The sequence below is a fragment of the Bradyrhizobium sp. 159 genome (assembly GCF_023073795.1).
Classification (GTDB): Bacteria; Pseudomonadota; Alphaproteobacteria; order Rhizobiales; family Xanthobacteraceae; genus Bradyrhizobium.
The window spans coordinates 27,000-52,042 of sequence record NZ_JADPKE010000039.1 but is presented as its reverse complement, the minus strand read 5'-3'; the positions used below and the strand labels follow the sequence as shown (position 1 = coordinate 52,042).

21 protein-coding genes and 1 tRNA gene are annotated in these 25,043 nt (G+C 63.2%); 12 read left to right on the top strand and 10 right to left on the bottom strand.

Annotation, left to right across the window (positions count from 1 at the left end; genetic code table 11):
- Window positions 1-45: 45 nt before the first annotated feature.
- Window positions 46-1,569: a caspase family protein gene (locus tag IVA96_RS08295; protein WP_247416785.1), complete on the bottom strand. Its 1,524-nt coding sequence runs from the start codon at window positions 1,567-1,569 to the stop codon at window positions 46-48.
- Between the two features lie 374 nt (window positions 1,570-1,943).
- Here IVA96_RS08295 and IVA96_RS08290 point away from each other — a divergent pair, with 374 nt between their 5' ends.
- The gene (locus IVA96_RS08290) at window positions 1,944-2,750 is read left to right on the top strand and encodes an N-acyl homoserine lactonase family protein (RefSeq protein WP_247278661.1); all 807 of its coding nucleotides are present in this window, start codon (window positions 1,944-1,946) and stop codon (window positions 2,748-2,750) included.
- 58 nt (window positions 2,751-2,808) lie between these two features.
- Here the strand turns inward: IVA96_RS08290 and IVA96_RS08285 are convergent, their stop codons facing one another.
- The gene (locus IVA96_RS08285) at window positions 2,809-3,351 is read right to left on the bottom strand and encodes a MarR family transcriptional regulator (protein ID WP_247278662.1); all 543 of its coding nucleotides are present in this window, start codon (window positions 3,349-3,351) and stop codon (window positions 2,809-2,811) included.
- Window positions 3,352-3,460: 109 nt separating this feature from the next.
- Here IVA96_RS08285 and IVA96_RS08280 point away from each other — a divergent pair, with 109 nt between their 5' ends.
- The 5 genes from IVA96_RS08280 (at window position 3,461) to fahA (ending at window position 9,118) form a co-directional block, all read left to right on the top strand.
- Window positions 3,461-5,074 carry an FAD-dependent oxidoreductase gene (locus tag IVA96_RS08280; protein ID WP_247278663.1) on the top strand — a complete coding sequence of 538 codons (1,614 nt, stop codon included), beginning with the start codon at window positions 3,461-3,463 and terminating at the stop codon, window positions 5,072-5,074.
- A gap of 7 nt (window positions 5,075-5,081) precedes the next feature.
- Window positions 5,082-5,306, top strand: coding sequence for a DUF2783 domain-containing protein (locus IVA96_RS08275; protein ID WP_131874472.1), 225 nt, complete (start codon window positions 5,082-5,084; stop codon window positions 5,304-5,306).
- Between the two features lie 24 nt (window positions 5,307-5,330).
- Complete coding sequence (locus IVA96_RS08270; protein WP_247278664.1) at window positions 5,331-6,287, top strand: MBL fold metallo-hydrolase; 957 nt, start codon at window positions 5,331-5,333, stop codon at window positions 6,285-6,287.
- A 2-nt stretch (window positions 6,288-6,289) separates the two neighbouring features.
- Complete coding sequence (gene hmgA / locus IVA96_RS08265; RefSeq protein ID WP_247278665.1) at window positions 6,290-7,636, top strand: homogentisate 1,2-dioxygenase; 1,347 nt, start codon at window positions 6,290-6,292, stop codon at window positions 7,634-7,636.
- A gap of 210 nt (window positions 7,637-7,846) precedes the next feature.
- Complete coding sequence (fahA, locus tag IVA96_RS08260; RefSeq protein WP_247278666.1) at window positions 7,847-9,118, top strand: fumarylacetoacetase; 1,272 nt, start codon at window positions 7,847-7,849, stop codon at window positions 9,116-9,118.
- Between the two features lie 172 nt (window positions 9,119-9,290).
- Here the strand turns inward: fahA and IVA96_RS08255 are convergent, their stop codons facing one another.
- Together IVA96_RS08255 and IVA96_RS08250 are read right to left on the bottom strand one after the other, a co-directional pair.
- Window positions 9,291-9,602 (bottom strand): DUF1272 domain-containing protein, encoded by a 312-nt coding sequence (locus tag IVA96_RS08255; RefSeq protein ID WP_247276745.1) that lies wholly within the window; start codon window positions 9,600-9,602, stop codon window positions 9,291-9,293.
- Window positions 9,603-9,676: 74 nt separating this feature from the next.
- On the bottom strand, window positions 9,677-10,156 hold the full coding sequence (locus tag IVA96_RS08250; protein WP_247276744.1) for an Lrp/AsnC family transcriptional regulator: 480 nt from the start codon (window positions 10,154-10,156) through the stop codon (window positions 9,677-9,679).
- A gap of 121 nt (window positions 10,157-10,277) precedes the next feature.
- On the opposite strand from IVA96_RS08250, the gene hppD reads away from it, so the two are divergent.
- On the top strand, window positions 10,278-11,396 hold the full coding sequence (gene hppD / locus IVA96_RS08245) for a 4-hydroxyphenylpyruvate dioxygenase (RefSeq protein WP_247276743.1): 1,119 nt from the start codon (window positions 10,278-10,280) through the stop codon (window positions 11,394-11,396).
- Between the two features lie 116 nt (window positions 11,397-11,512).
- On the opposite strand, the gene IVA96_RS08240 is transcribed toward hppD, so the two are convergent.
- From IVA96_RS08240 to IVA96_RS08225, 4 genes are all read right to left on the bottom strand, one after another.
- Complete coding sequence (locus IVA96_RS08240; protein WP_247416780.1) at window positions 11,513-12,625, bottom strand: CaiB/BaiF CoA-transferase family protein; 1,113 nt, start codon at window positions 12,623-12,625, stop codon at window positions 11,513-11,515.
- A 205-nt stretch (window positions 12,626-12,830) separates the two neighbouring features.
- A complete protein-coding gene (locus IVA96_RS08235; protein ID WP_247276741.1) occupies window positions 12,831-13,631 on the bottom strand; it encodes a xanthine dehydrogenase family protein subunit M in 801 nt (266 codons plus the stop codon).
- Between the two features lie 15 nt (window positions 13,632-13,646).
- The gene (locus IVA96_RS08230) at window positions 13,647-15,989 is read right to left on the bottom strand and encodes a xanthine dehydrogenase family protein molybdopterin-binding subunit (protein ID WP_247297719.1); all 2,343 of its coding nucleotides are present in this window, start codon (window positions 15,987-15,989) and stop codon (window positions 13,647-13,649) included.
- A gap of 79 nt (window positions 15,990-16,068) precedes the next feature.
- The gene (locus IVA96_RS08225; RefSeq protein ID WP_247276739.1) at window positions 16,069-16,554 is read right to left on the bottom strand and encodes a (2Fe-2S)-binding protein; all 486 of its coding nucleotides are present in this window, start codon (window positions 16,552-16,554) and stop codon (window positions 16,069-16,071) included.
- Window positions 16,555-16,895: 341 nt separating this feature from the next.
- On the opposite strand from IVA96_RS08225, the gene IVA96_RS08220 reads away from it, so the two are divergent.
- Window positions 16,896-18,935: a HAMP domain-containing methyl-accepting chemotaxis protein gene (locus IVA96_RS08220; RefSeq protein ID WP_247416775.1), complete on the top strand. Its 2,040-nt coding sequence runs from the start codon at window positions 16,896-16,898 to the stop codon at window positions 18,933-18,935.
- 176 nt (window positions 18,936-19,111) lie between these two features.
- Here IVA96_RS08220 and IVA96_RS08215 read toward each other — a convergent pair whose 3' ends face one another.
- Window positions 19,112-19,486 (bottom strand): DUF3175 domain-containing protein, encoded by a 375-nt coding sequence (locus IVA96_RS08215; protein WP_247276736.1) that lies wholly within the window; start codon window positions 19,484-19,486, stop codon window positions 19,112-19,114.
- Between the two features lie 179 nt (window positions 19,487-19,665).
- Here IVA96_RS08215 and IVA96_RS08210 point away from each other — a divergent pair, with 179 nt between their 5' ends.
- The 3 genes from IVA96_RS08210 to IVA96_RS08200 all read left to right on the top strand — a co-directional run bounded on the left by IVA96_RS08210 (window position 19,666) and on the right by IVA96_RS08200 (window position 23,678).
- Window positions 19,666-21,150: an MFS transporter gene (locus IVA96_RS08210; protein WP_247276747.1), complete on the top strand. Its 1,485-nt coding sequence runs from the start codon at window positions 19,666-19,668 to the stop codon at window positions 21,148-21,150.
- Between the two features lie 3 nt (window positions 21,151-21,153).
- On the top strand, window positions 21,154-21,975 hold the full coding sequence (gene otsB, locus IVA96_RS08205) for a trehalose-phosphatase (RefSeq protein WP_247276735.1): 822 nt from the start codon (window positions 21,154-21,156) through the stop codon (window positions 21,973-21,975).
- A gap of 239 nt (window positions 21,976-22,214) precedes the next feature.
- Window positions 22,215-23,678 (top strand): trehalose-6-phosphate synthase, encoded by a 1,464-nt coding sequence (locus tag IVA96_RS08200; protein WP_247276734.1) that lies wholly within the window; start codon window positions 22,215-22,217, stop codon window positions 23,676-23,678.
- A 114-nt stretch (window positions 23,679-23,792) separates the two neighbouring features.
- Here IVA96_RS08200 and IVA96_RS08195 read toward each other — a convergent pair whose 3' ends face one another.
- Window positions 23,793-24,134 carry a hypothetical protein gene (locus IVA96_RS08195; RefSeq protein WP_247416771.1) on the bottom strand — a complete coding sequence of 114 codons (342 nt, stop codon included), beginning with the start codon at window positions 24,132-24,134 and terminating at the stop codon, window positions 23,793-23,795.
- A 195-nt stretch (window positions 24,135-24,329) separates the two neighbouring features.
- Between IVA96_RS08195 and IVA96_RS08190 the strand changes: the two genes are divergently transcribed.
- Window positions 24,330-24,419 (top strand) — tRNA-Ser (locus tag IVA96_RS08190).
- Window positions 24,420-25,043 lie beyond the last annotated feature (624 nt).

The window sequence follows — 25,043 nt, the reverse complement described above, 5'->3', positions numbered from 1 at the left end:
GCTGTTCAAGGTTCGAGGCGCGTCTTCCCTCAACTCAAAAAAATATCAACGCACTCCGTAACTTGCGAATTCCTGAACGATGTTCGGATCCATCGCCTTGGCATTGGCGATGTCGAGCGCACCTTCCTGGGCGGAGCCGTTGCGCTGCTTGGCAAGGCCGCGTCCGTAGAGCGAGGAGGTCAGGCGGGGATTGATCTTCAGGGCCGCGTCGAAATCGGCGATGGCGTTCTTGACCGCTCCCGATTTCAGGTTGACGAGCCCGCGGCTGTCCAACGCATCGACGAAGTTCGGCCGCAGCCGCAGCGCCTCGTTGCAATCCTTGAGTGCGCCCTGAAGGTCGCCGACCACGGTGCGGGTCCAGCAGCGGTTGTTCAGCGCCTCGACGTCCTTCGCGTTGATGCGGAGCGTATCGTCGAAATCCTTGATGGCGAGGTTGTAGGCGCCCTTGCTGGCATAGACCTGGCCGCGCCGGTACAGCGCGTTCACGTCGTCCGGATTGGCGGCAATCTTGGCTGTCAGGCTCTTGATCGTGGGGTCGTCAGCCAGGACGGCGGGGCTCGGCCCGCCGTCCGCGTTCGGCGCGGGAGCGGGATCAGCCGGCTTCGCGGGCGGCGGCGGTGGCGGCAGGGCGGCCTCGACCTGCGGCTTCGGCGAGGGTGCCGGTGCAGAAGGAGGGGGTGGTGCAGGCGCCGCAACCGTGTCGGCCGGCTTCGTCGGCGGAGGCGGTGTCGGCGGCGCGGGTGATGCCGGCGGCGGGTTGTTGGCGACCACGGCCGGCGGCGCCGGTGGTGGCGTCGTCGACGGCCGCGATCCGCCGGCCCCCGGAATGAACGAGAAATCTTCAGCCAATGAAGAGGATATCCATGGCACCTGCTCGCCGCGCGAGGCGCGGGTAACGCCCATCTTGGTGCGGTTCAGCGTCTCCTCGGCCATTAGGTCGGGGACGCGAATTTCCTTCAGCAGCTCCTGGACGAACAGGCTGTGCTCGCCGCCGGCATCCGAGACCACCGAGGCCAGCGCCGCCGAATACATCACCAGGGTGCCATTCGGCGCGATGACCGGGGTCAGGCCGGCCGAGAAGCTGCGGAACCGGCGCTCGAACGGGTTGCGCCTGGAGGCATCGATCAGCGCGATCTTGACACCGGCACCGCGGGTGTTGAGCTCGCCAAGCACGCTCTCCAGGCTGAAACCGTCGCGGCGCACGTCGGATTCGGTCCAGATCTGCGCATCGACCGGCAGCAAATAGCTTTGACGCGCGGACTGGATGCCGAACCCGCTGAAGAACACCAGCGCCACCGAACCCGGCTTGATCTTACCGTAGAGCTTCTCGAAGGCGCGGCGCATGCCGTCGCCGGTCAGGTTCTCGCCGATCTCGACGGAAAAGCCGTCGCGCTTGAGCTCGTCGGCGACGTCGCGCGCATCGTTTATCGGTTCCTTCAACGGGGCATCCGCATCCGGATATTTGGCGTTGCCGATCACCAGCGCAAAGCGGTCGCCAGCCGCAAGCGTCGGAGCAGTCGGGATAAGCGAGATGAGCAGGGGCAGCAGAAAAAGGAAGCGAATTTTCATAATCAGCGCGGTCCAGCCAAAAAGGCGCCGTTCCAGCTTGCGCCGCGGCGACCTTAACTTACGCTTTAGGCATTATCAAACCGGGGACAGGGGGCGTCAACCGCTTGGACATTCGGCTTTATTGCGACGATCGACCCAAAGGCATAGGCACGCTTCGAGTGGAATAAAGGGGGCTGTCATGGTTGTGCTCGATGCATCTGGTGCGATCCTATCTGCGGGATGTTAGGGCAGCCAGGGCGACGAAAATGTGATTGCTCTCACATTGCAGGACCGCGGCCGTCGCAACCCCAGGTGTTTGACCTTTGCTGCGGACAATGGCTTGGTGCGCCGGCTCGTCCCGCAGGTCCACTCAGAAAAAAACAAAGAGCAGAGGCATGGGAAACGTCTACGAGATCTACGCACTGCGCTATGCGACGATGTCGCCGCGCACTCCTCACATGAACTTCCTCGTGCCCGACCCGCATGACAGCGCGGCACAGGACCTCGATTACTTCGTCTGGCTGATCCGCGGCGGCGACCGCGACATCCTGGTCGATACCGGCTTCAACGCCGAGGAGGCGAGCGCGCGGGCACGCAAGCTGACGCTCAATCCTGTTGACGCGCTGGAGCGCTTTGGTGTCGCCGCGGCCGCGATTCGCGATGTCATCGTGACGCATCTGCATTACGACCATGCCGGCAATCTCGATCGCTTCCCGCATGCGCGCTTCCATCTCCAGGAGCGCGAGATGGCTTACGCGACCGGCCGCTGCATGTGCAATGGCCTCTTGCGCCATCCGTTCTCGGTCGAGCACGTCACGCAGATGGTGCGCCATGTCTATGGCGAGCGCGTTACGTTTTATTCGGGCGACGGCGAGGTCGCGCCCGGCGTGACCGTGCATCGGGTCGGCGGCCATTCCGACGGCTTGCAGGTCGTCAGGGTCGAGACCGCGCGCGGACCGGTGGTGCTGGCGTCCGATGCCGCGCATTACTACGCCAATCTTCAGCGCAAGAGCCCATTCCCGATCGTCTACAATGTCGGCGACATGGCGCAAGGCTGGGAGACGATCGAGCGCCTCGCCGGTCACCCTGATCGATTCATTCCCGGTCATGATCCGATCGTGACGGAGATCTATCCACGCGCCAGCGACAAGATCGATGCCTGGGCGCTGCACCTGCCGCCGACGAGATCGTTTGCGAAGTGACGCGGTAGCGTCATTCCGGGTTCGCCGCTGTCGCGGCGCCCCGGAATGACAGCATCGCCTAATACGCCTGCTTGGCGTCCGCCTCTTCGCTGGTCTGGATCAGGTCGAGGCTCTCTTCGATCTTGCCGAGCAAAGCCGAGAGCTGCTTGCGCTCCTGCGCGGAAAGGCAGGCGAGGATCTCGTCTTCCCGTCGCAGCAATTGCGGGAACAGCTCTTCATAGAGCGCGCGGCCCTTCTTCGTCAGTTGCAGGCGAAATTCGCGGCGATCGGCTTCGTTCTCGACCCGCTCGATCAAGCCCTGCTGCAGCAGCGTCGTCACCGCACGGCTGATGGTCGATTTGTGCGTGCGGGTGCATTGCGAGATGAATTGCGCGCTACAGGCATCGTTGCGAAAGCCGAGCGTGGCGATCACGCGCCACGCCGGAATATCGAGGCCATGCCGTTCCTGATATTCCACCGCGAGCGCGGAACTCACCTCCGCGGCGAGCCGGTTGAGGCGGAACGGCACGAACTTGAACAGATCGAGCCGAGGCTTTGGCCGCGATGAAGCCTCTTCGGCTTCGCGTGTCCTCAGCGCGATGTCACTGGATGTCCTTGCCAAGCAGAGCGCTCCGAATTCGGTTGACGGCCGGCCGGCTCCGGTCCAAAATAGTTGCACGTGAGACTATCTAGCAGATCAGTCCTCTCCTGACCAGAGCCGAGGTTAGTGCATGGCGCACGCCAAATCCCAGTTCGGCTACCAACGCCACCCCGATCAGGATCGTTCGGGCCAGGACCCGGCCGCGCATCCGGTCGTGGTCGTCGGTGCGGGTCCGGTCGGGCTGTCGCTGGCGATAGACCTTGCCCAACGCGGCCAGCGCGTCGTTCTTCTTGATGATGCCGATCGTATCGGCGAAGGCTCGCGCGCGATCTGCTTCTCCAAGCGTTCGCTGGAATATTGGGACCGGCTCGGAGTCGGCGACCGCATGGTCGAGAAGGGCGTGGTCTGGAGCGTCGGCCGGATCTTCCACGGCGAGTCGCAGCTCTATCAGTTCAACCTGCTGCCCGAGGACGGTCACAAGCGGCCGGCTTTCATCAACCTTCAGCAATATTACGCCGAAGCCTATCTGGTCGATCGTATCCAGGATCTGCCTGCGATCGACCTGCGCTGGCGCAACAAGGTGACGGCGCTGGAGCAGCGCAACGATGCCGTCGCGCTGACGATCGAAACGCCCGAGGGCGCCTATCGGCTGCACGCGCAATATGTCATTGCCTGCGACGGCGCGCGCTCCTCGCTGCGGCAGATGGTCGGCGCCGAATTCGCGGGACAGGTGTTCGAGGACCAGTTCCTGATTGCCGACGTCAAGATGACCGCGGAATTCCCGACTGAACGCTGGTTCTGGTTCGATCCGCCGTTCCATGCCGGACGTTCGGCGCTCTTGCACCGGCAGCCTGATGATGTCTGGCGCATCGATCTCCAGCTCAATCGCGACGCCGATCCCGTCGTCGAGAAGAAGCCGGAAAACGTGCGGCCGCGCATCGCGCGCATGCTCGGGCACGACAAGTTCGAGTTCGAGTGGATCTCGCTGTATAAATTTCAATGCCGGCGGATGGACCGGTTCATCCACGGCCGCGTGATTTTTGCCGGCGATTCCGCTCACCAGGTCTCGCCCTTCGGCGCACGCGGCGCGAACTCGGGACTCGAGGACGCCGAGAATCTCTCCTGGAAGCTCGACCGTGTGCTGCGCGGGACTTCGCCCGCGAGCCTGCTCGAGAGCTATCATGCCGAGCGCAGCATGGCGGCTGACGAGAACATCCGCGAATCCACCCGCTCGACCGATTTCATGGCGCCGAACTCGCACCAGGAAGCGCGGCTGCGCAAGGCGGTGCTGTCGCTCGCCAAGGAGACCGAGTTCGGCAAGCGCATGGTCAATGGCGGCCGGCTCTCGGTGCCGTGCAGCTACGACTCCCCGCTGTCCTCGCTCGATGCGGATACGTGGCACGGCGGACCGTCGCCCGGCTGTTCCATGCTCGACGCGCCCGTCGCAACGCGCGCCGGCGAGCAGATCTATCTGACGGATGCCTTCCGCAAGGGTGGAACGGACTTCACCTTGCTGTCGTTCAGCAATGGCGCGCCGACCGATGTGCCCGATGGCATCAAGGGCATCCGCATTGGAGATGAGGGCGGACTTGCCGATCCCTCGGGCCTGGTCGCGAAACGCTACGGCGCCGAGCCGGGCGCCGCCTATCTGCTGAGGCCTGACGGTTATGTCGCGGCGCGCTTCCGCCGCCCGACGCGTGCGATGATCGCGGCGGCGCTGGCGCGGGCCGAAGGCTTGTATTGAGGTTCTGATGCCGCTCTCCACCAGTTCCAACTTCGCGCGCCCCGACGATGCCTTTCGCGCCATCGTCGAGGCCCATCGCGGGCTCACCGACGAGCAGAGTGCCGATTTCGACGCGGCGCTGGTGCTGATCCTCGCCAACCATATCGGCGACATCGACGTGCTGCGGGAGGCGATCGGGCTTGCAAAGCGGCGCATGATCGACGGCCAGCAGCAACAACAGCAACAACAATAACCCAGTGACTTGAAGGACGAATTGATGGCGAAGAACTTCGCATCCACCGGCGATCTCTCCGAGAAGAAGATCACCTTCTCCGAGATCGGTACCGATCTCTATGCGTTCACCGCCGAGGGCGATCCCAACACCGCAATCATCGTCGGCGACGACGGCTGTCTCGTGTTCGATGCGCAGGCGACGCCCGCAATGGCGAACAAGGTGATCGAGCGCGTGCGCACCGTGACCGACAAGCCGATCAAATATGTCGTGCTGTCGCACTATCACGCGGTGCGCGTGCTTGGCGCCTCCGCCTACAAGGCGCAAGGCATCGTCGCCTCGCAGGAGACCTATCGGCTGATCGAAGAGCGCGGCAAGCAGGATTGGGATTCCGAATACGGCCGCTTCCCGCGCCTGTTCCAGGATGCGCAGAGCATTCCAGGCCTGACCTGGCCGACCCTGACCTTCGAGGGCGAGATGTCGATCTATCTCGGCAAACGCGAGGTGCGCCTGATCCAGTTAGGTGCCGGCCACACCTCCGGCGACATCGTCGCCTGGGTGCCGGACGCCGAGGTGATGTTTTCCGGCGATCTCATCGAATATCACTCGGCCTGCTATTGCGGTGATGCGCATTTGCGCGAATGGCCGCTGACGCTGAACGAGATCCGCAACTTCAATCCCAAGGCGATCGCGCCGGGCCGCGGTGATGCCCTGAAGGGCACAGCCACCGTGCGCGAGGCCATCGCGATGACGCGTGATTTCGTCACAACGCTTTATGGGGCCGCGGAGATCTCCGTCGCCAAGGGGCGCACGCTGAAGGAGACGATGGCGGCGACGCGCGAGGTGATGGATCCGAAATTTTCGAGCTTCGCCATCTACGAGCACTGCCTGCCGTTCAACGTGTCGCGCGCCTATGACGAAGCGTCGGGAATCGACGATCCTGTGATCTGGACCGACAAGCGCGACCAGGAAATGTGGGCAGCGCTGCAAGGAGGAGGATAGTCATGAACATCAACACCTCGCCCGATCAGATCATCCGCAGTTCCGCGCAGGTGACGCCGGGCTACATGTCCGGCTTCGGCAACAGCTTTGAGACCGAGGCGCTGCCGGGCGCGCTGCCGATTGGACGTAATTCGCCGCAGCGCTGCGCCTACGGGCTCTATGCCGAGCAGCTCTCCGGCTCGCCCTTCACGGCGCCCCGCGGCAGCAATGAGCGCTCCTGGCTTTATCGCATTCGTCCGTCGGTGAAGCATTCCGGCCGCTTCGAGAAGATCGATGCCGGGCTGTGGCGCTCGGCGCCGTGCCATGAATACGATCTGCCGATCGCGCAGCTGCGCTGGGATCCGGCACCGATTCCGCAGGAGGAGATGACCTTCCTGCAGGGCGTGCAGACCATGACGACCGCCGGCGACGTCAACACGCAGGCCGGCATGGCGGCGCATGTCTACCTCATCACCAAGTCGATGGTGGACCAGCACTTCTATGATGCCGACGGCGAGCTGATGTTCGTACTTCAGCAGGGCAATCTGCGTATCGTCACCGAGTTTGGCTGCATCGATGCCGAGCCCGGCGAGATCGTGGTGATCCCGCGCGGCGTCAAGTTCCGCGTCGAGATCCCGAACGGTCCGGCGCGCGGCTATCTCTGCGAGAACTATGGCGGCGCTTTCACACTGCCGGAGCGCGGCCCGATCGGCGCCAACTGCCTCGCCAATGCGCGCGACTTCCTCACGCCGGTCGCAAACTACGAGGACAAGGACACGCCGACCGAGCTCTACGTGAAATGGGGCGGCTCGCTGTTCAAGACGCAGCTCGCCCATTCGCCGATCGACGTCGTGGCCTGGCACGGCAATTACGCGCCGTACAAGTACGATCTGCGCACGTTCTCTCCCGTAGGCGCGATCAGCTTCGACCATCCCGACCCCTCGATCTTCACGGTGCTGACCTCACCATCCGAGACCGCGGGCACCGCGAATATCGACTTCGTGATCTTCCCCGAGCGCTGGATGATCGCCGAGAACACCTTCCGCCCGCCCTGGTATCACATGAACATCATGAGCGAATTCATGGGGCTGATCTACGGCGTCTACGATGCCAAGCCGCAAGGCTTCGTCCCCGGCGGCATCAGCCTGCACAATTGCATGCTGCCGCACGGGCCGGATCGCGACGCCTTCGAGCACGCCAGCAACGGCGAGCTGAAACCCGTGAAGCTGACCGGCACCATGGCCTTCATGTTCGAAACCCGCTACCCGCAGCGCGTCACTGCGCATGCGGCGAAGTCGTCGACGCTCCAGGACGATTACGCCGATTGCTGGAAGGGCCTGGAGAAGCGGTTCGATCCGAACACGCCGTAATGCCTCTTACCCTCCCCTGGAGGGGGAGGGTCGCTACGCATGCAGCGAAGCGGAATGCGTAGCGGGGTGGGGTGACGGTCTCTCCGCAAGGAACACCGCCCGTGTTGAGAGATCACCCCACCCCGTCTCATATTTCGCTGCGCTCAATATGAGCCGACCCTCCCCCTCCAGGGGAGGGTGACACCGTCACCGCTGCGCCACGGAAAACCTATGCCTCACCCCAACGAACCCAGCCTCCGCTCCTTTATCGACATCGAGCCCGCCTCGGACTTTCCGATCCAGAACCTGCCGTATGGTGTGTTCTCGACTGCGGCCAATCCGACGCCGCGCGTGGGCGTCGCGATCGGCAACTACGTGCTCGATCTCTGGGAGCTCGAGCAGGACTCGCGGCTCGATATCAGTCCACTCGGCGTGTTCTCCGGAGCCTCGCTCAATCCGTTCATGGCGCTGGGACCAAACGTCTGGTCCAAGACGCGGGCGCGGATCAGTGAGCTCCTGCGCCACGATCATCCGGAGCTGCGCGACAACGAGGAGCTGCGCAAGCAGGCGCTCGTGCCGATGCGCGATGCAAAACTGCATCTGCCCTTCACCGTCTCCGGCTACACCGACTTCTATTCCTCCAAGGAGCACGCCACGAATGTCGGCGTGATGTTCCGTGGCAAGGACAATGCGCTCCAGCCGAACTGGCTACATATGCCGATCGCTTATAATGGCCGAGCTTCGACCGTCGTGGTGTCAGGCACGAAGGTGAAGCGCCCGCGGGGGCAGCTGAAGCCGCCGAATGTGGACTTGCCGAGCTTCGCGCCGTGCAAGCGGCTCGACTTCGAGCTGGAGATGGGCGTCGTCGTTGGCCAGCCGTCGCCGATGGGCGGCATGCTCACCGAGAGCCAGGCCGAGGAGATGATCTTCGGGTTCGTGCTGCTCAACGACTGGAGCGCGCGCGATATCCAGCAATGGGAATATGTGCCGCTTGGCCCGTTCCTGGCAAAAGCATTCGCAACCTCGATCAGCCCATGGGTCGTGACGCGCGAAGCGTTGGAGCCATTCCGGCTGAAGGGGCCGGAGCAGGAGCCGGCGCCGCTCGATTATCTCAAGCAGAGCAAGCCGCAGAACTACGACATCGCGCTCGACGTGTCCTTGCGCACCGCCGGTGCCAACGCCCCCGCCAGCATCAGCCGCACCAATTTCAAGTACATGTACTGGTCGTCGGTGCAGCAGCTCATGCACCACGCCTCCAGCGGTTGCGCCATGAACGTCGGCGATCTCCTTGGGAGCGGCACCATCTCCGGCCCGGAGAAGAACCAGCGCGGCAGCCTCTTGGAAATCAGCTGGAACGGCACCGAGCCCGTGGAATTGCCCGGCGGCGCCAAACGCTCCTTCCTGGAGGACGGCGATTCTCTCGTCATGCGCGGTTGGTGCCAGGGCAATGGCTATCGCGTGGGGTTTGGCGAAGTGGAGGGGACGATTCTGGCGGCGGAATAACTGGGGAGCGTGGCGCGAGGCTCTATCCACATTCTCCGTCATTGCGAGCCAACGGGTCCGCGCGAAGCGCGGCCCGATGACAGGCTCCGCGAAGCAATCCAGAATCTTTCCATGGCGGCAGTCTGGATTGCTTCGTCGCAAGGGCTCCTCGCAATGACGGCGCGGAGAGAGTTCACCGCTTCTCCGGCGGCACCTCGCGTATCCTCGCGCAATGCGCAGCGACATCTTCCAGGCTGTACTTCAGATGCACCCGCTTGTCGGAGGGCGCCTGCCTGGTCGTGCAGACGCCCGGCCGCCATTCTTGCGTGGGGCGGATCGGGCGCGGCATAAAGCCGCCGCCGCAGTTTGGGCAGACATTGAAGAGCTTGGTCTCGACGCAGTGCGCGCAGAACGTGCATTCATAGGAGCAGATCCGCGCCTCGATTGCATTCGGCGGCAGGTCGCGGTCGCAATATTCGCAATTCGGTCGAAGCTGGAGGGCCATGGTCGAATCTCCGCGGACTGGCCTCAATCATCGCAGATCCCATGCCTAGCACGAATGCCGGATTTCCCTCGATTTCAGCCGGGCTTGATCTCCTTGAGCGGCAGCCGCGTGCTCTCCTTCAGCCTGTCGAGCACGATTGAGGAGCGCACATGCGCGACGCTCTGATGCGGCATCAGGACGTCGTTGACGAGGTTGGAGAGACCCTTGAGGTCGCGCAGCACGGCTTTCAGCACATAGTCGGCATCGCCGGTGAGCGAATAGGCCTCCTGGATTTCGTCGATTCGATTGACCAGCGCGCGAAAGCGCTTGGCGTTGTCCGGCGAGTGCGTCGCCAGCGTCACCTGGATGAAGGCGACCACGCTGAAGCCGAGCGTCTCGCTGGAGAGATCAGCGTGGTAGCCCGCGATCACCTTCTCCTCTTCAAGCCGCATCCGACGCCGCGAGCATTGTGAGGCAGAGAGGCCAGCGAGGCCGGCGAGCTCCTGGTTGGTGAGGCGGCCATCGTCCTGGAGTGCGTCGAGAATCTTGAGGTCGAAGGCATCAACTGAGATCATGCGTATTTCGCCCATTCTGTGCATGGATCGTGTGTAAGATAGAGAAATAGCGGCGGATTTGCACGCTCATTGCGCGCTACATGAAGGATAGTTCTGCCCAGCAGCAATTTGGGAGAACACCATGGGTCCGTTTCCGCACGATGCGCCGCCGGCCAGGATCAGCGCCGACAATCCGATGGGAACCGACGGGTTCGAGTTCGTCGAATATGCGCATCCCAACCCGGAAGAGTTGCACGCGCTGTTCAAGCTGATGGGCTATACGGCCGTGGCGCGCCACAAGGCGAAGAAGATCACGGTCTATCGCCAAGGCGACATCAATTATCTCGTCAACGAAGAGCCCGGCACCCACGGTCACGACTTCGTCGCCGCGCACGGCCCTTGTGCGCCGTCGATGGCGTTCCGTGTTGTCGATGCGAAGGCGGCCTATGATCGCGCGATCGCGCTCGGTGCCGAGCCGGCCGACGTATCGTCCTCGCAAAAGACGCTCGACGTCCCCGCCATCAAGGGTATTGGCGGCAGCCTGCTGTATCTGGTCGATCGCTATGGGGACAACGGCTCGGCCTATGATGCCGAATTCGAATGGTTAGGGGCGCGCGATCCGCGGCCGTTCGGCGCGGGCCTGTTCTATCTCGACCATCTCACCCACAACGTCCATCGCGGTCGCATGGATGTTTGGGCCGGCTTCTACGAAAAGCTGTTCAACTTCCGCCAGATCCGCTTCTTCGACATCGAGGGCCGCGCGTCGGGCCTGTTCTCGCGCGCGTTGACCAGCCCGGATGGCAAGATCCGGATTCCGATCAACGAGGATGCCGGCGATTCCGGCCAGATCGAGGAATATCTGAAGACCTATCGCGGCGAAGGTATCCAGCACATCGCCTGCGGCTGCCGCGACATCTACCAAACCATCGAAGGCCTGCGCGAGGCCGGCCTGCCCTTCATGCCGCCTCCGCCCGATACCTATTTCGAGAAGATCGACGCGCGCCTGCCCAAACACGGCGAGGACGTCGCACGTCTCAAGACCAACGGCATTTTGATCGACGGCGAGGGTGTGGTCGAGGGCGGTCAGACCAAGGTGCTGCTGCAAATCTTCTCGGCCAACGCGATCGGGCCGATCTTTTTCGAATTCATCCAGCGCAAGGGCGACGATGGATTCGGCGAGGGCAATTTCAAGGCTCTGTTCGAATCGATCGAGGAGGATCAGATCCGGCGCGGGGTGTTGAAGGTGGACAGCGCGGCATAGCTCAGTGCCGTAGGGTGGGCAAGCGTAAGCGTGCCCACCAGTTCTGTAGCGATCTCCGAGAGATGGTGGGCACGGCGCTATGCGCCTTTTTCACCCTACGGATTCGTGCGCTGAGGCTACTTCGCTGCCTTCCACGCCTTCGTGACCGCACCGATCTCCGCCGCTTCCGGCTCGCGAACCGTGGAGGGTGTGCGCGAGAAGCGCGGCGCGGGCGCGGGCTGCTTCACGCCATGGCGCTCGATGAAGACGTTGCGCGCGACCATGTGCGGGTATTGCGTGGCTTCCGACATGGTCAGCACCGGCGCGAAGCAGATGTCGGTGCCTTCCATGATCTTGCACCAGTCTTCGCGCGTCTTGCTCTTGAACACCGCCTTCAGCTTCTCCTTCAGCGCCGGCCAGGCGTTCCGATCCATCTGCGCGTCGAAATCGGCGTCGGTCAGGCCCGCATGCAGGCGCAGCAGCGCGTAGAATTGCGGCTCGATCGAGCCGATCGAGACGAAATGGCCGCAGGCGCATTCGTAGACGCCGTAGAAATGCGCGCCGCCGTCGAGGAAGTTCTGGCTGCGCTCCTCGGTCCAGCGTCCCATCGTGGTCATATCGAAGAAGAACGACATCAGCGACGCCGCGCCGTCGCACATCGCGGCATCGACCACCTGGCCCTTGCCGGATCTCTGCGCCTCCAGCAGTGCGGCCAGCACGCCGACGACGAGATAAAGCGCGCCGCCGCCGAAATCGCCGACCAGGTTGAGCGGCGGCACCGGTGCCTCTTTGGTGCCGATCGCGGCGAGCGCACCGGTGATGGAGATGTAGTTGATGTCGTGGCCGGCGGCGTTGGCAAGCGGGCCTTCCTGGCCCCAGCCCGTCATGCGGCCATAGACCAGCTTGGGGTTGCGCGCGAGCACCACGTCCGGCCCGAGCCCGAGCCGCTCCATCACGCCGGGACGGAAGCCTTCGACCAGCGCATCGGCGCTGGCCAGCAGGTCGAGCACTTGCGCGATCGCCGCCTTGTCCTTGAGGTCGAGCTCGATCACCTTGCGGCCGCGGCCCGCCACCGACTTCATGCTCTTCCTCGCGCCGACGCGATCGAGCGTGACGACGTCGGCGCCCATGTCGGCCAGCATCATGGAGGCGAACGGGCCGGGTCCGATGCCGGCGAATTCGACGATGCGAAAGCCCGACAGCGGGCCGGAGGTGCGGACGGAGGAGTTTTGGGCTGGTTTGTCGAGCACGTTGTTGTTTCCTCGGATCGCAGCGCGCGTGCGCGATGAGCGCATTCGCCTGGACGTTTCCTCTATCGAGTTAATTGGTCAATTAACTTTTCCCGCCTTACACCGAACGAGGCAAGCGCTTTTCATGCATGGGCGCATAATAAAAGCGGCGCGCACCGAAGTGCGCGCCGCGGAAAAATTGCGTCGAGGCGCTGAAGCGCGAACGTCACCCAGCCGCGGCTACCGCGCGCTGCGCCATCACTTTGACGAGGTTGGCCCGGTACTCGGCCGTGCCGTGGATGTCAGCCAGCAATCCGCTTGCAGAAATACTGACGCTGTCGAGCGCCGATGGCGACCAGTTCGCCTTCAGCGCGGCTTCGATTGCGGGCACGCGCATCACACCAGACTGCGAGGCGCCGGTGGCGGCCACCCGAACCTCGCCGGACTTGGTCTGCGCGACGAACACACCGGTCAGTGCGAAGCGCGAGGCCGGGTGCCGCATTTTTTCGTAACCCGCTTTTGCCGGAACCGGGAACGACACAGCGGTGATGATCTCGCCGTCTTCGAGCGCCGTGGTGAACAGGCCCTGGAAGAAATCCTCCCCCGCAAGCGATCGCTTATTGGTCTTTACGGTCGCGCCGAGCGCCAGCAGCGCGGCCGGAAAGTCTGCGGCAGGATCGTTGTTGGCAATCGAGCCGCCGATCGTGCCGCGATAGCGCACGGCAGGGTCGCCGAGCACCGAGGTGAGATAGGCAATCGCGGGGATCGCCTTCTTCACATCGGCATTCTGCATGATGTCGTAATAGGTCGTGGCGGCCTTGATTGTCAGCGTATCGCCTGACAGCTCGATGCCCTGCAACTCTTTGATCCTGCCGAGGTCGATCACGTCGGAGGGACTGGCAAGCCGCTGTTTCATGACCGGCAGCAGTGTCTGTCCGCCGGCGAGAAATTTCGCCTCGCTGCTCTTGCCGAACAGGCTCACGGCTTCTTCGACCGAGGAAGCCCGATGATAGGTGGTTTGGTACATCTTCGTTCCTCCCTCTTAAGCCGCGTGGATCGTGCGCCACACCCTGTCCGGGGTTGCGGGCATTTCCAGATTGTTCTTGCCGATCGCATCCGTGATCGCGTTGATCACGGCTGCAGAAGCGCCGATCGCGCCGGCCTCACCGCAACCCTTGATGCCCAGGGGATTGCCTGGGCACAGCGTCGTGGTGTGGGAGAGATTGAACGAGGGCAGATCGTCGGCGCGCGGCATGGAGTAATCCATGAACGAGGCCGTGACCGGCTGGCCGTTGGCATCGTAGATCGCGTGCTCGAGCAGCGCCTGCCCGATGCCTTGGGCGAGTCCACCATGAACCTGTCCCTCGACGATCATCGGGTTGATCAGCCGGCCGAAATCGTCGGCCGCGACGAAGTTGACGAAGGACGTCTTGCCGGTGCCGGGATCGACCTCGAGCTCGCAGATATAGGCGCCGGCCGGGAAGGTGAAGTTGGTCGGGTCGTAGAAGGCGCTTTCCTTCAGGCCGGGCTCCATTCCTTCAGGCAGATTGTGCGCGGTGTAGGCCGCGAGCGCGACCATCGGGAAGGCGATCGCCTTGTCGGTGCCCGTGACCTTGAACTCGCCGTTCTCGATGACGATGTCGGCCTCGGAAGCCTCCAGCGCATGCGCGGCAATCTTCTTGGCTTTGGATTCCATCTTCTCCATTGCCTTCAGGATCGCAGTGAGACCTACGGCCGCCGAGCGCGAGCCATAGGTGCCCATGCCGAACTGCACCTTGTCAGTATCGCCATGGACAATCGAGACCTGGCTGATGGGAACGCCCAAGCGATCGGCGACGAGCTGGCAGAAGGTGGTCTCGTGACCCTGGCCGTGGCTGTGCGAGCCGGTCAGGATCTCGATGGTGCCGACCGGGTTGACGCGCACCTCAGCCGATTCCCACAGGCCGACGCCGGCACCCAGGCTGCCGACGGCCTTTGACGGCGCGATGCCGCAGGCCTCGATGTAGCAGGATACGCCGATGCCGCGCAGCTTGCCTTGTGCCTTTGCTTGTGCCTTGCGGGCAGGGAAGCCGGCATAGTCGATCGCCTTCATCGCCGCATCGAGCGAAGCATTAAAGTCGCCGGTGTCATAGGCCATGATGACAGGCGTCTGGTGCGGAAACTGAGTGATGAAGTTGGTCCGGCGCAGTGCGGCCGGATCGACGTTCAATTGCCGCGCTGCCGTTTCCATCAGCCGCTCGAGCAGATAGCTGGCCTCGGGGCGGCCGGCGCCGCGATAGGCATCGACCGGCGTGGTGTTGGTGTAGACCCCGATCACCTCGGCATGGATCGCCGGGATGTTGTACTGGCCGGACAGGAGCGTTGCGTAGAGATAGGTCGGCACCGACGACGAGAACAGCGACATGTAGGCGCCGAAATTGGCGTAGGTCTTCACTTTCAACCCGGTGATCTTGTTGTTGGCGTCGAAGGCCATCTCGGCATGGGTCACGTGGTCACGGCCATGCGCGTCGGTGAGGAAGGCCTCGGTGCGGTCGCCGGTCCATTTCACGGGACGGCCGACCTTCTTGGAGGCCCACAGCGCCACCATCTCTTCGGGATAGATGAAGATCTTCGAGCCAAAGCCGCCGCCGACGTCGGGCGCGATCACGCGCAGCTTGTGCTCGGGGGCAATGTTGTAGAACGCCGACAGCACGAGGCGAGCGACGTGCGGGTTCTGCGACGTCGTGTAGAGCGTGAAATGCTCCTCCGCCGCGTCGTAATCGGCGATCGCCGCGCGCGGCTCCATCGCGTTGGGCGCGAGGCGGTTGTTGGTGACGTCGAGCTTGACCACATTGGCGGCCTTCGAGAAGGCTGCATCCACCGCACTCTCGTCGCCGATCACCCAGTCGTAGACCTGGTTGCCGGGGGCTTCGGGGTGAAGCTGCGGTGCTCCGGGCTTGATGGCAGCGTGCATGTCGGCGACCGCCGGAAGCTCTTCGTAATCGACGACGACGGCTTCCGCCGCGTCGCGCGCCAGATTCTTGCTCTCGGCGATCACGACAGCGACGGCCTGTCCAACGAAGCGCACCGTCTCCGGCGCCATCGCCGGCCATGCACCCATCTTCATCGGGCTGCCGTCCTTGGAGGTGATGGCCCAGCCGCAGATCAGGTTGCCGACCTTGTCGTCGACGAGCTGCTGTCCCGTGAGCACCGCGACAACGCCCGGCATCTTCAGCGCGGCGGAAGAGTCGATCCCCTTCACCTTGGCGTGCGCGTGCGGACTTCTAATGAAATACGCATGGGTCATGCCCTGCAATTTGATATCGTCGACGTAGCGGCCCTTGCCGGTAATGAAACGCTTGTCTTCCTTGCGCAGCACGCGTGCGCCGATGCCTTCAACACCCATGTCTGGTCCTCCCGACCGGAATTTGTTGACCCGCGCTTTCCATCGAAAGCGCCAGTGATTTTCTTGCTCGCTGCGGCCTTTACTCGGCCGCCTGCGCAACCTTCATGCGACCGGCCGCATCCAGCACGGCCTTGACGATGTTGTGGTAGCCGGTGCAGCGGCAGATATTGCCCTCGAGCTCCTGACGCACGGTGGCCTCGTCGAGCTGGCCCCCGTGGCGCTGCACGATGTCGATCGCCGACATGATCATGCCTGGCGTGCAATAGCCGCATTGCAGGCCGTGATTGTCGCGGAAAGCGGCCTGCATCGGATGTAGTTCGTCGCCCTTTGCGATGCCTTCGATCGTGGTGACGCTCGCGCCGTCTGCCTGTCCCGCCAGCATGGTGCAGGATTTCACCGCACGGCCGTCCATGTGGACGACGCAGGCGCCGCACTGGCTGGTGTCGCAGCCGACATGGGTGCCGGTGAGGTTGAGGTGGTCGCGCAGCAGCTGGACCAGCAGCGTGCGGTCCTCGACGTCAACGGCAACGGCCTTGCCGTTGACCGTCAGTTTGACAGTAGACACGGTGAAGTCCTCCCGGGATTGATTTTGATTGTTTCCAATTAGAGACCGGCGACCCGGAACTTTGCAACTGGGATTTTGGTCGCCGGCGTCATGGAAAAGTCATTGATCCAGAAGGGCGTGCAATGAGTTGCCACCGAGCCGCTGGACCCGGACGGCGCGGCCTGTCTAACCATGGGATGCCAGCCGTCGCCTTTTTGTAGCCGGTCAGCCTTGGCCCGATGACTTCGGAATCAGGAGATGCACTGAGTTTACCGCCCCTTATCGATTGTGCCTTAGTTTTGCGCATCCAGGTCTGGGGCGGGGCGCCTCCCGGTCGCGGCTGAATGAAAATGGGGGTGGGAATGTCCGGGCGTATCGGGTCGCCGTCGAAGCGAACACTAATTCCGGCTCTCAGGTTCCGTACCAAGATCATCCTGGGCTTTGCCGCAGTGCTGGTGATCTCCGCCGGCAGCATGGCCTTCTCATATTTCGGCTTTGAGCGGGTTTCCTCCGGGGTCGGGTCCTACCGCACCAGCGTTTCCGAGGCCGACCTTGCCCGCAACATCGACCGCGAGCTGCTCGCCTATCGTTCGGCTGCCCGCTACTTTGTCGTTACCGGCAAGGAGGACGACGCCAAGGCGGCGCTGGAGGCAGAAGCCAGCCTCAAGAGCGCGATCGACCTGGCCATCAAGAACGCCAAGAAGCCGGCGCGGCAAGAGGGCCTCAACAAGCTCGCCAAGGAGTTTTCCAACTTCTCCGCGACGTTTGCCAAGATCCTGCAGGCCAAGCGTGACAGCGTGCTGCTGGTCCAGAACCAGCTCCAGCGCAACGCCAATCTCCTGAAATACAAGCTCGATGACATCGGCAACAACGCCTCCGACGCGGAGGCGCAGGCGATCGAGTTCGGCACCAAGCAGGTCAATGCCCAGTTCCAGACCGCAAGCTCCGCCGCGAGCAATTTCATCCTCAATTCCGACCAGGCGGTCGCGGCAAGCGCGCTGGCGCGGCTGAAATTCGTCGAGAACTCGCTCGGTGCGATCTATTCCATGGACGACAAGATCGTCGCCGGGCTGAAGGACGCCAAGGCGCTGCTGGGGGCTTATCGGGAAGCGCTGGAGAAGCTGATCGCCAACGCCAAGCTGGTCGATGAGCTCGTGACCGAAATGAGCGGCTCGGCCGGCGCCATCCTTCAGGGCGCCACCGCCATGAAGGCGGACCTCATTGCCGAACAGCAGCGGCTGGAGGCGGAATCGGAAGCAACCATCGGGCAGACCGAGCAACTGGTGCTGATGCTCGCCGTCGGCGGCACGCTGCTGGGGGCGGTCCTCGCCTTCCTGCTCGGTACCGGCATCTCGCGTCCGATGATTGCGATGTGCAAGGCGATGCGGGAGCTGGCCTCGGGCAATTTCGACGTGGTGCTGCCGGGTCTTGGCCGCAAGGACGAGATCGGCGAGATGGCCGGAGCGGTCGAGGAGTTCAAGGTTCAGGCGGTGGCCAAGGCCGAGCGCGATGCCGCCGCCAGCGAAGCCCAGAACCGGGAGCAGGCTGCAAGCCGGCGCGCCGAGCTGATTCGCTTCGCCGACGATTTCGAGAACGCGGTCGGCGCCATCGTCTCCAACGTCTCGGCTTCCGCCGTGCAGCTGGAATCGGCAGCCTCCACGCTGACCCGCACCGCCGAGACCACGCAGAGCCTGTCGAGCCAGGTCGCCGGCGTCTCCGAGCAGGCGTCCTCCAACATGCAGTCGGTTGCGACCGCGACCGAAGAGCTCTCGGCCTCGGTCGAGGAGATCGGCCGCCAGGTCCGCGATTCCAGCCGGATCGCCGAGGCCGCCGTGGTGCAGGCCAAGGAGACCGACGGCCGCATCGGCAAGCTGTCGCATGCCGCCCAGCAGATCGGCGAGGTCGTCAAGCTGATCACGGCGATTGCCGAGCAGACCAATCTTCTGGCGCTCAACGCCACCATCGAGGCGGCGCGCGCCGGGGAGGCCGGCCGCGGCTTTGCCGTGGTTGCGAGCGAAGTGAAGTCGCTGGCGAGCCAGACGGCGAAGGCGACCGATGAAATCTCCTCGCATATCACCGGCATGCAGGGCGCCACGGCCGAATCGGTTGCCGCGATCAAGCAGATCGGCGCGACCATCGGCCAGATCTCGTCGATCTCGACCTCGATCGCGAGCGCCGTCGAGCAGCAGGGCGCGGCGACGCAGGAGATCGCCCGCAGCGTCCAGACCGTCGCGCAGGGCACCCAGACCGCAGCCACCGATATCGGCGAGGTCAACCGCGGCGCCGCCGAGACCGGCTCGGCCTCGGAAGAGGTGCTGAACTCGGCCAAGACGCTGTCGAGCGAAAGCACCCGCCTGCGCGCCGAACTCGACCGCTTCATGGCCAATATCCGCGCGGCGTGACGCTCGGACCGCGCCACTTCCTCCGTCGTCGTGCTGGCCAAGGCCAGGACCCATTCCCCCCGGAAACCGTTGCTGCGCGAAGCGGGTAACTCCGAGTCTTCGCCAAACCACGTCTTGTGATGATGGGTCCTGGATCAGCGCTTCGCTTGTCCAGGACGACTGCGGAGCTCTGAAACTCACTCCTTCCCGAAAGCCCGCTTCAGCTCCACCTTTGCGCGCTCCAGTCGCGTGCGCTGCGTCTTCGGTAGCGTCTTGCCGGCGCGGTTGATGTAGAACGTCAGCATCGACAGCGCAGAGCGATAGGCGCCGGTCTTGCGGCGCGAGCTGTGCTCGGCCGAGCGCTTCAGGGAGCCCGCGATTTTCCTGGGGTCCTTGAGCTTGAACACACCGTGCTTGAGATCGAGCGCGTTGCTCTCCTTCGTCACACGTTGCGACCATCGCTTCGGTGCTGCGCGGCGGCTTGACCTCTTGCGTGTCGTGCTGGCCTTGCGGCGCGCGGTGCTGCTCGCGCCTGTCTTCCGCGAATGTGTCGTCTTTCTGACCTGAGCCATGCGTCAACTCCTTGCAGCTCCATCGGAAACGGATGTTCTTGGAGGCTGTTCCCAAGGGAACTCGACCTCGTGGCAGACGTTGTCGCAGGCAGGCGGAATGCCGCACCCCCATGATCGGATCGACCCCGTCCACGCCATGTGAACCGGGGCCGCTTCCATTGATCAGACGCAACAACGCGATGGAATTGCAGGAAAGCCCAGCGCTGAATTATGGACCTGCGATCTCGGCGGTGGCGACGGATCGCATCGTCGAGACCAGCATCCCCTCGCGGCTCGACGCGCTGCCGTGGAGCGGCTTTCACACGCGCGTCGTGCTCGCGCTCGGCATCACCTGGATCCTCGACGGGCTCGAGGTGACCCTGGCCGGCGCGCTCTCGGGCGCGCTGAAGCAGAGTCCCTCGCTGCATTTTTCCAATCTCGATCTCGGCATTGCCAATTCCGCCTATCTCGCCGGCGCGGTGCTGGGTGCGCTCGGCTTCGGCTGGCTTACCGATCGCATCGGCCGCAAGAAATTGTTCTTCATCACGCTTGCGCTCTACCTCTCGGCGACGGCTGCGACGGCTCTGTCATGGGATGTGGCGAGCTACGCGGTGTTCCGTTTCCTCACCGGTGCCGGTATCGGCGGCGAATACACCGCGATCAACTCAACCATCCAGGAGCTGGTGCCGGCGCGGTATCGCGGCTGGACCGATCTCGTGATCAACGGCAGCTTCTGGATCGGCGCTGCGATGGGCGCGGTGGCAGCCATCGTTCTGCTCGATCCTGCCGCGATGGGGCCCGACATGGGCTGGCGCCTCGCCTATCTGATCGGCGCGACGCTCGGCCTCGTCGTGCTGTTGATGCGGATGTGGATTCCGGAGAGTCCGCGCTGGTTGATGATCCATGGTCGGCCCGACGAGGCTCATGCGATCGCCGATGAGATCGAGCGTTCGGTCATTGGACACGGCCAGGATACGAGCGACGGTCGCTTTACGAAGATCCGCCTGAGGATGCGCGATCACACGCCGATCGCCGAGGTCATCCACACGCTGTTCTCGGTTTATCGACAGCGCGCGCTGGTCGGCCTCATGCTGATGAGCGCGCAGGCATTTTTCTATAACGCCATCTTCTTCACCTTCGCGCTGGTGTTGACCGATTTCTACGGCATCAGCGCCGATCACGTCGGCTGGTACCTGCTACCCTTCGCCGCCGGCAACTTCCTCGGCCCGCTGCTGCTCGGCCGTCTCTTCGATACGCTCGGCCGCCGCACCATGATCATGTTCACCTATGGCATGTCAGGCCTGCTGCTGGCGCTGTCAGGCTATCTATTCTCGATCGGCGCGCTCAGCGCGCAGGGGCAGACCATCGCCTGGATGGTGATCTTCTTCTTCGCCTCGCCCGCCGCGAGCGCGGCCTATCTCACCGTCAGCGAGAACTTTCCCTTAGAGGTTCGCGCGCTGGCGATCGCGGTATTCTATGCAGTCGGCACGGGCATCGGCGGCGTGATCGGGCCGGCGCTGTTCGGCGTTCTGATCGACACGGGATCGCGCACCAGCGTATTCGCCGGTTATCTGCTGGGGGCAGCCCTGATGATCACGGCTGCAATCGTGGCGTGGCGCTATGCCGTCTCGGCGGAGCGCAAATCGCTCGAACAAATCGCACGGCCGCTTGCCTTTATGGAGTAGACTATGAAATCGGAACTGGCGGAAATGGAATTGGACGAGAAGCTCACCATCCCTGGTGACGACGAGACGCCGGAAACGGTGCCGGTGCCGCACGCGCTCGTGCCGCATCTGAACGAGACCGCGATCCTGCTCGACATCGACGGCACGCTGCTCGACCTGATGCCGACGCCGCGCGAGGTGTGGGTGCCGCCGGGGCTTTCGGACACGCTCAACCGATTGGTGGAATGTACGTCAGGCGCGCTGGCGCTGGTCAGCGGCCGCTCACTCAACGATATCGATCTGATTTTCGCCCCCGACGTGTTTTGCGCCGTCGCCGGTCACGGCGCAGAGATGCGGCTGTCCGCGGACAATGAAGCTGATGCCGTGCATGCGCCGCCGCTGGACAAGGAGCTGAAGCGGCGGCTGGCTGCGATTGCCAAGCTCAGCCCGGGCATTCTGCTCGAGGACAAGGGCTACTCGCTTGCGCTACATTACCGCCTGGCGCCACATGCGGAGAAGGCGATCTACGAATCCGTGTCGCTGATCCGCGCGGACCTGCCCAGTGCGCCGATCGAGGTGCTGCCTGGCAAGTTCGTCTGCGAGATCAAGCATTCAGGCTTCACCAAGGCGAGCGGCGTGCGCGAGTTGATGAAGCACGAGCCCTTCAGGGGGCGTCGTCCACTGTTCATCGGTGACGACGTCACAGATGAGACCGTGTTCGCGATCATGCCTGATATGAACGGGCTCGCCTTCTCGGTCGGCCGCCGCGCCATGGGCGTGAACGGTCACTTCGATGCGCCAAGCGATGTGCGCGCGTTCCTTGCGCACCTGCTCGATCCGAGGTGAAACAAAGGCAGCGCCACTTCGCAAACACAATGCGCGACACCCTTTCGTGGCGCATCGCAATGCATCCTGCGCAATTCCGGGCGCACGAGCTCTCTTTGCGCTGAAATCCTTGGTTCCGCGAGCGAAACCAGTTCCAACGCGCACGCCTGATTTTGGTTTCAATTCGTTGAAACGATGATCAGGAACCATATTGATGAACGGCAGTTAAACGGGTGGAATGAAACAGGAGGGGACGGCCTGTGAACTTAGTCGTCGTTTCAAATCGCGTCGCGCGCGGCAAACCCAATGAGCCCATGACGGGTGGCCTCGCGGCGGCCTTGCTGCCGGTCGTGGAACATTCGGGAGCTATTTGGGTGGGTTCTTCAGGCCGCGTGCGCGATGGCCATCAGAAGGAACCGTTCGCCGAGATCGAAGCGCTGGGGTCGGGCGCGATTGCGACGTTGGATCTGCCGGCGGCGCATTACGGCGGCTATTACGAAGGCTTTGCCAATTCGGCGTTATGGCCGGCACTGCATTCGCGCAGCGATCTGATCCGCGTCTCGCGCGAGGATTATGTCAGCTATCGCGAGGTCAACGCCTTCATGGCGCGCGCCTTGATGCGCTTCCGAAAAGCAAAAACTGCGTTCTGGGTGCAGGATTATCACTTCCTTGCGCTCGGTGCGGAATTGCGCGATCTCGGCGTCGATGATCCGATCGGTTTCTTCCTTCATACGCCGTGGCCGGTCGCCGCGGTGATGCAGGGCGTGCCCAATCATCGCGAGCTGATCACGGCGATGCTGGCCTACGATCTGCTCGGCTTCCAGACCAATGAGGATTGCCAGAACTTCCTCGGTTATGTCGGCGGTGAGCTCGGCCTCGCCGTTGAGAACGGTGTTGCGATCTCTCAGCATGGCCGCACCCGCTGTGAAGTGTTTCCGATCGGCATCGATGCGGAAAAGTTCGCAGCTTATGCCGCGAAATCGGTGTCGCATCCCGACGTGTCTCGGTTGCGGCGCAGCCTCAACGGCGAGCGCCTCGCGATCGGCGTCGATCGCCTTGATTATTCGAAAGGCCTCGTCAACCGCATCAGCGCGTTCGACCGGCTCTGGACCGAGCAGCCGCAGTTTGCGCGCAGCATTTCGCTGCTCCAGATCGCGAATCCCTCGCGGGGTGGCATCGAGGCCTATGGCAACCTCCAGAACGAGGTCGCTCGTCTCGTCACCGACGTCAATGGTCGCCACGGCGAAGTGGACTGGACGCCGATCCGCTACCTCAACAAGGGCTTCAGCCAGGCCGTGCTCGCAGGCCTCTACCGCACCGCGCAGATTGGCGTGGTAACGCCGCTGCATGACGGCATGAACCTCGTCGCCAAGGAATATGTCGCCGCGCAAAACCCGGCCGATCCCGGCGTGCTGGTGCTGTCGAAGTTCGCGGGCGCGGCCAACGAGCTCGACACCGCCTTGCTGGTCAATCCGCACGACATCGACGGCATGGCGCGCGCGATCGCCGTCGCGGCCTCAATGCCGCTCACCGAGCGCAAGATGCGCTGGGACGCGATGATGAAGAAGCTGCGCGGCCACACCATCCAGCAATGGTCCGCCGATTTCGTGGCTGAGCTCGAGAAGTGCCGGACGGAGAAGGCCGCTGTCGCGCCGCTTGCCGCGCAACCGCCGCAGGCGCTACGTTGGCTGAAGTCGGCGATCTCAGGCGTGAGGTTGATCTAAGGTCTCGTCAGGCCGGGCCTGTCCCGGCCATCCACGTCTGACGCCTCGGCTTGAACGTGAATGCCCGGGACAAGCCTGGGGCATGACGGTGCACTGCGAGGGCGGCCCGCGGCGTCAATAACAATACGACACGCCATCCAGAATCGCGCACTGCCGCTTGTTCGGCGCGTTCGGATCATCCATCGGCGCCATACCCTTACCCTGACCGACGAACACGCCTGGCCCGACATGCACTGAGCTTTTTTTGCCGATGATCACGCTCGGATGCGGCGAGGCGCTCGAGCGCGTGCCGTCCGGCCAGATGATGGCATCGCCCGACAGCATTCCGCGCCGCCCGTCGTCGCAGCTCACATCGACGCCCTGCCGCGTGCAGACCTGCGCCAGGGCCGGCGCGGCGAGGGCGATACCCAAGCCCGAAATCAAGCTCAGCGCGGTGATGGTCTTGCAGATGGTCATGGCGTCCCTGGCATGTCTGGCGTCCTCACGTGAATCGTCGCCCCAAACCCACCGATGGTTCAGCCGACCGGCGCGTCAGGACGTTGGCCGGCGCGAGATATTCTCTCGTAAATCCAATATGTTGCGGAAAATTTCACCCGATTTTACCGCGATCCCTTGCAAAATCGTCGGCGCCCCTTCAAGAGAGGGCGCTCCGGAGAGATGGCCGAGTGGCTTAAGGCGCACGCTTGGAAAGCGTGTGTGCGGGAAACCGTACCGTGGGTTCGAATCCCACTCTCTCCGCCAGCCGGCAAAAACGATCTCGTGCTTGGACCCTGCAGACTGGCCAGAAACTCGGCTATTTTACTGCTCTTCCGTGGGCGGAGAACTCCCAGCGGTTATCCAAGAAGGGTCTGAATGAAGCCGGAGAACCGAATTTTCTCCGAATCTTTGAACCCGCAAAATCGATCTAGTACGGCATTTCTCAGAAAATCAACGGCTTAACTGCGAGGCGGTTTGAATCCGTCTCGCCCAACCAAAAGGGATTCGCCCAGCTGCTTGGCAGGGGTTTCCCGTGCCCTGGGAGACTCGGCCATCCCAAGGATGAGAGTTTCGATTGAAGCGGCAGAGGGCTCTTTTACTGGATGTGAGCTGGCTATCTCGAGATCACTCCTGAGAAGCTGCCTAATGGCCTCATAGAAAGGCCTAGAAGAGACCGAGTCCCATGGCGGCTCTTAGGATTCCGAAGCAACGCCTAGAGGTGCTCTACAACGGGAGCTTCCCTCTATAACTTCCGTTGCTGTAGAGCCCGGTAAGGCGCTTTCTAGATTCTCTGTATCGGAGCGGGAGAAGACCTGAGGACCTAGGTGAAAGCCCTTTTGATCGCGATGCTCCTTGGGTGTCCTCTACACGATGAGTGGCAACATGCTA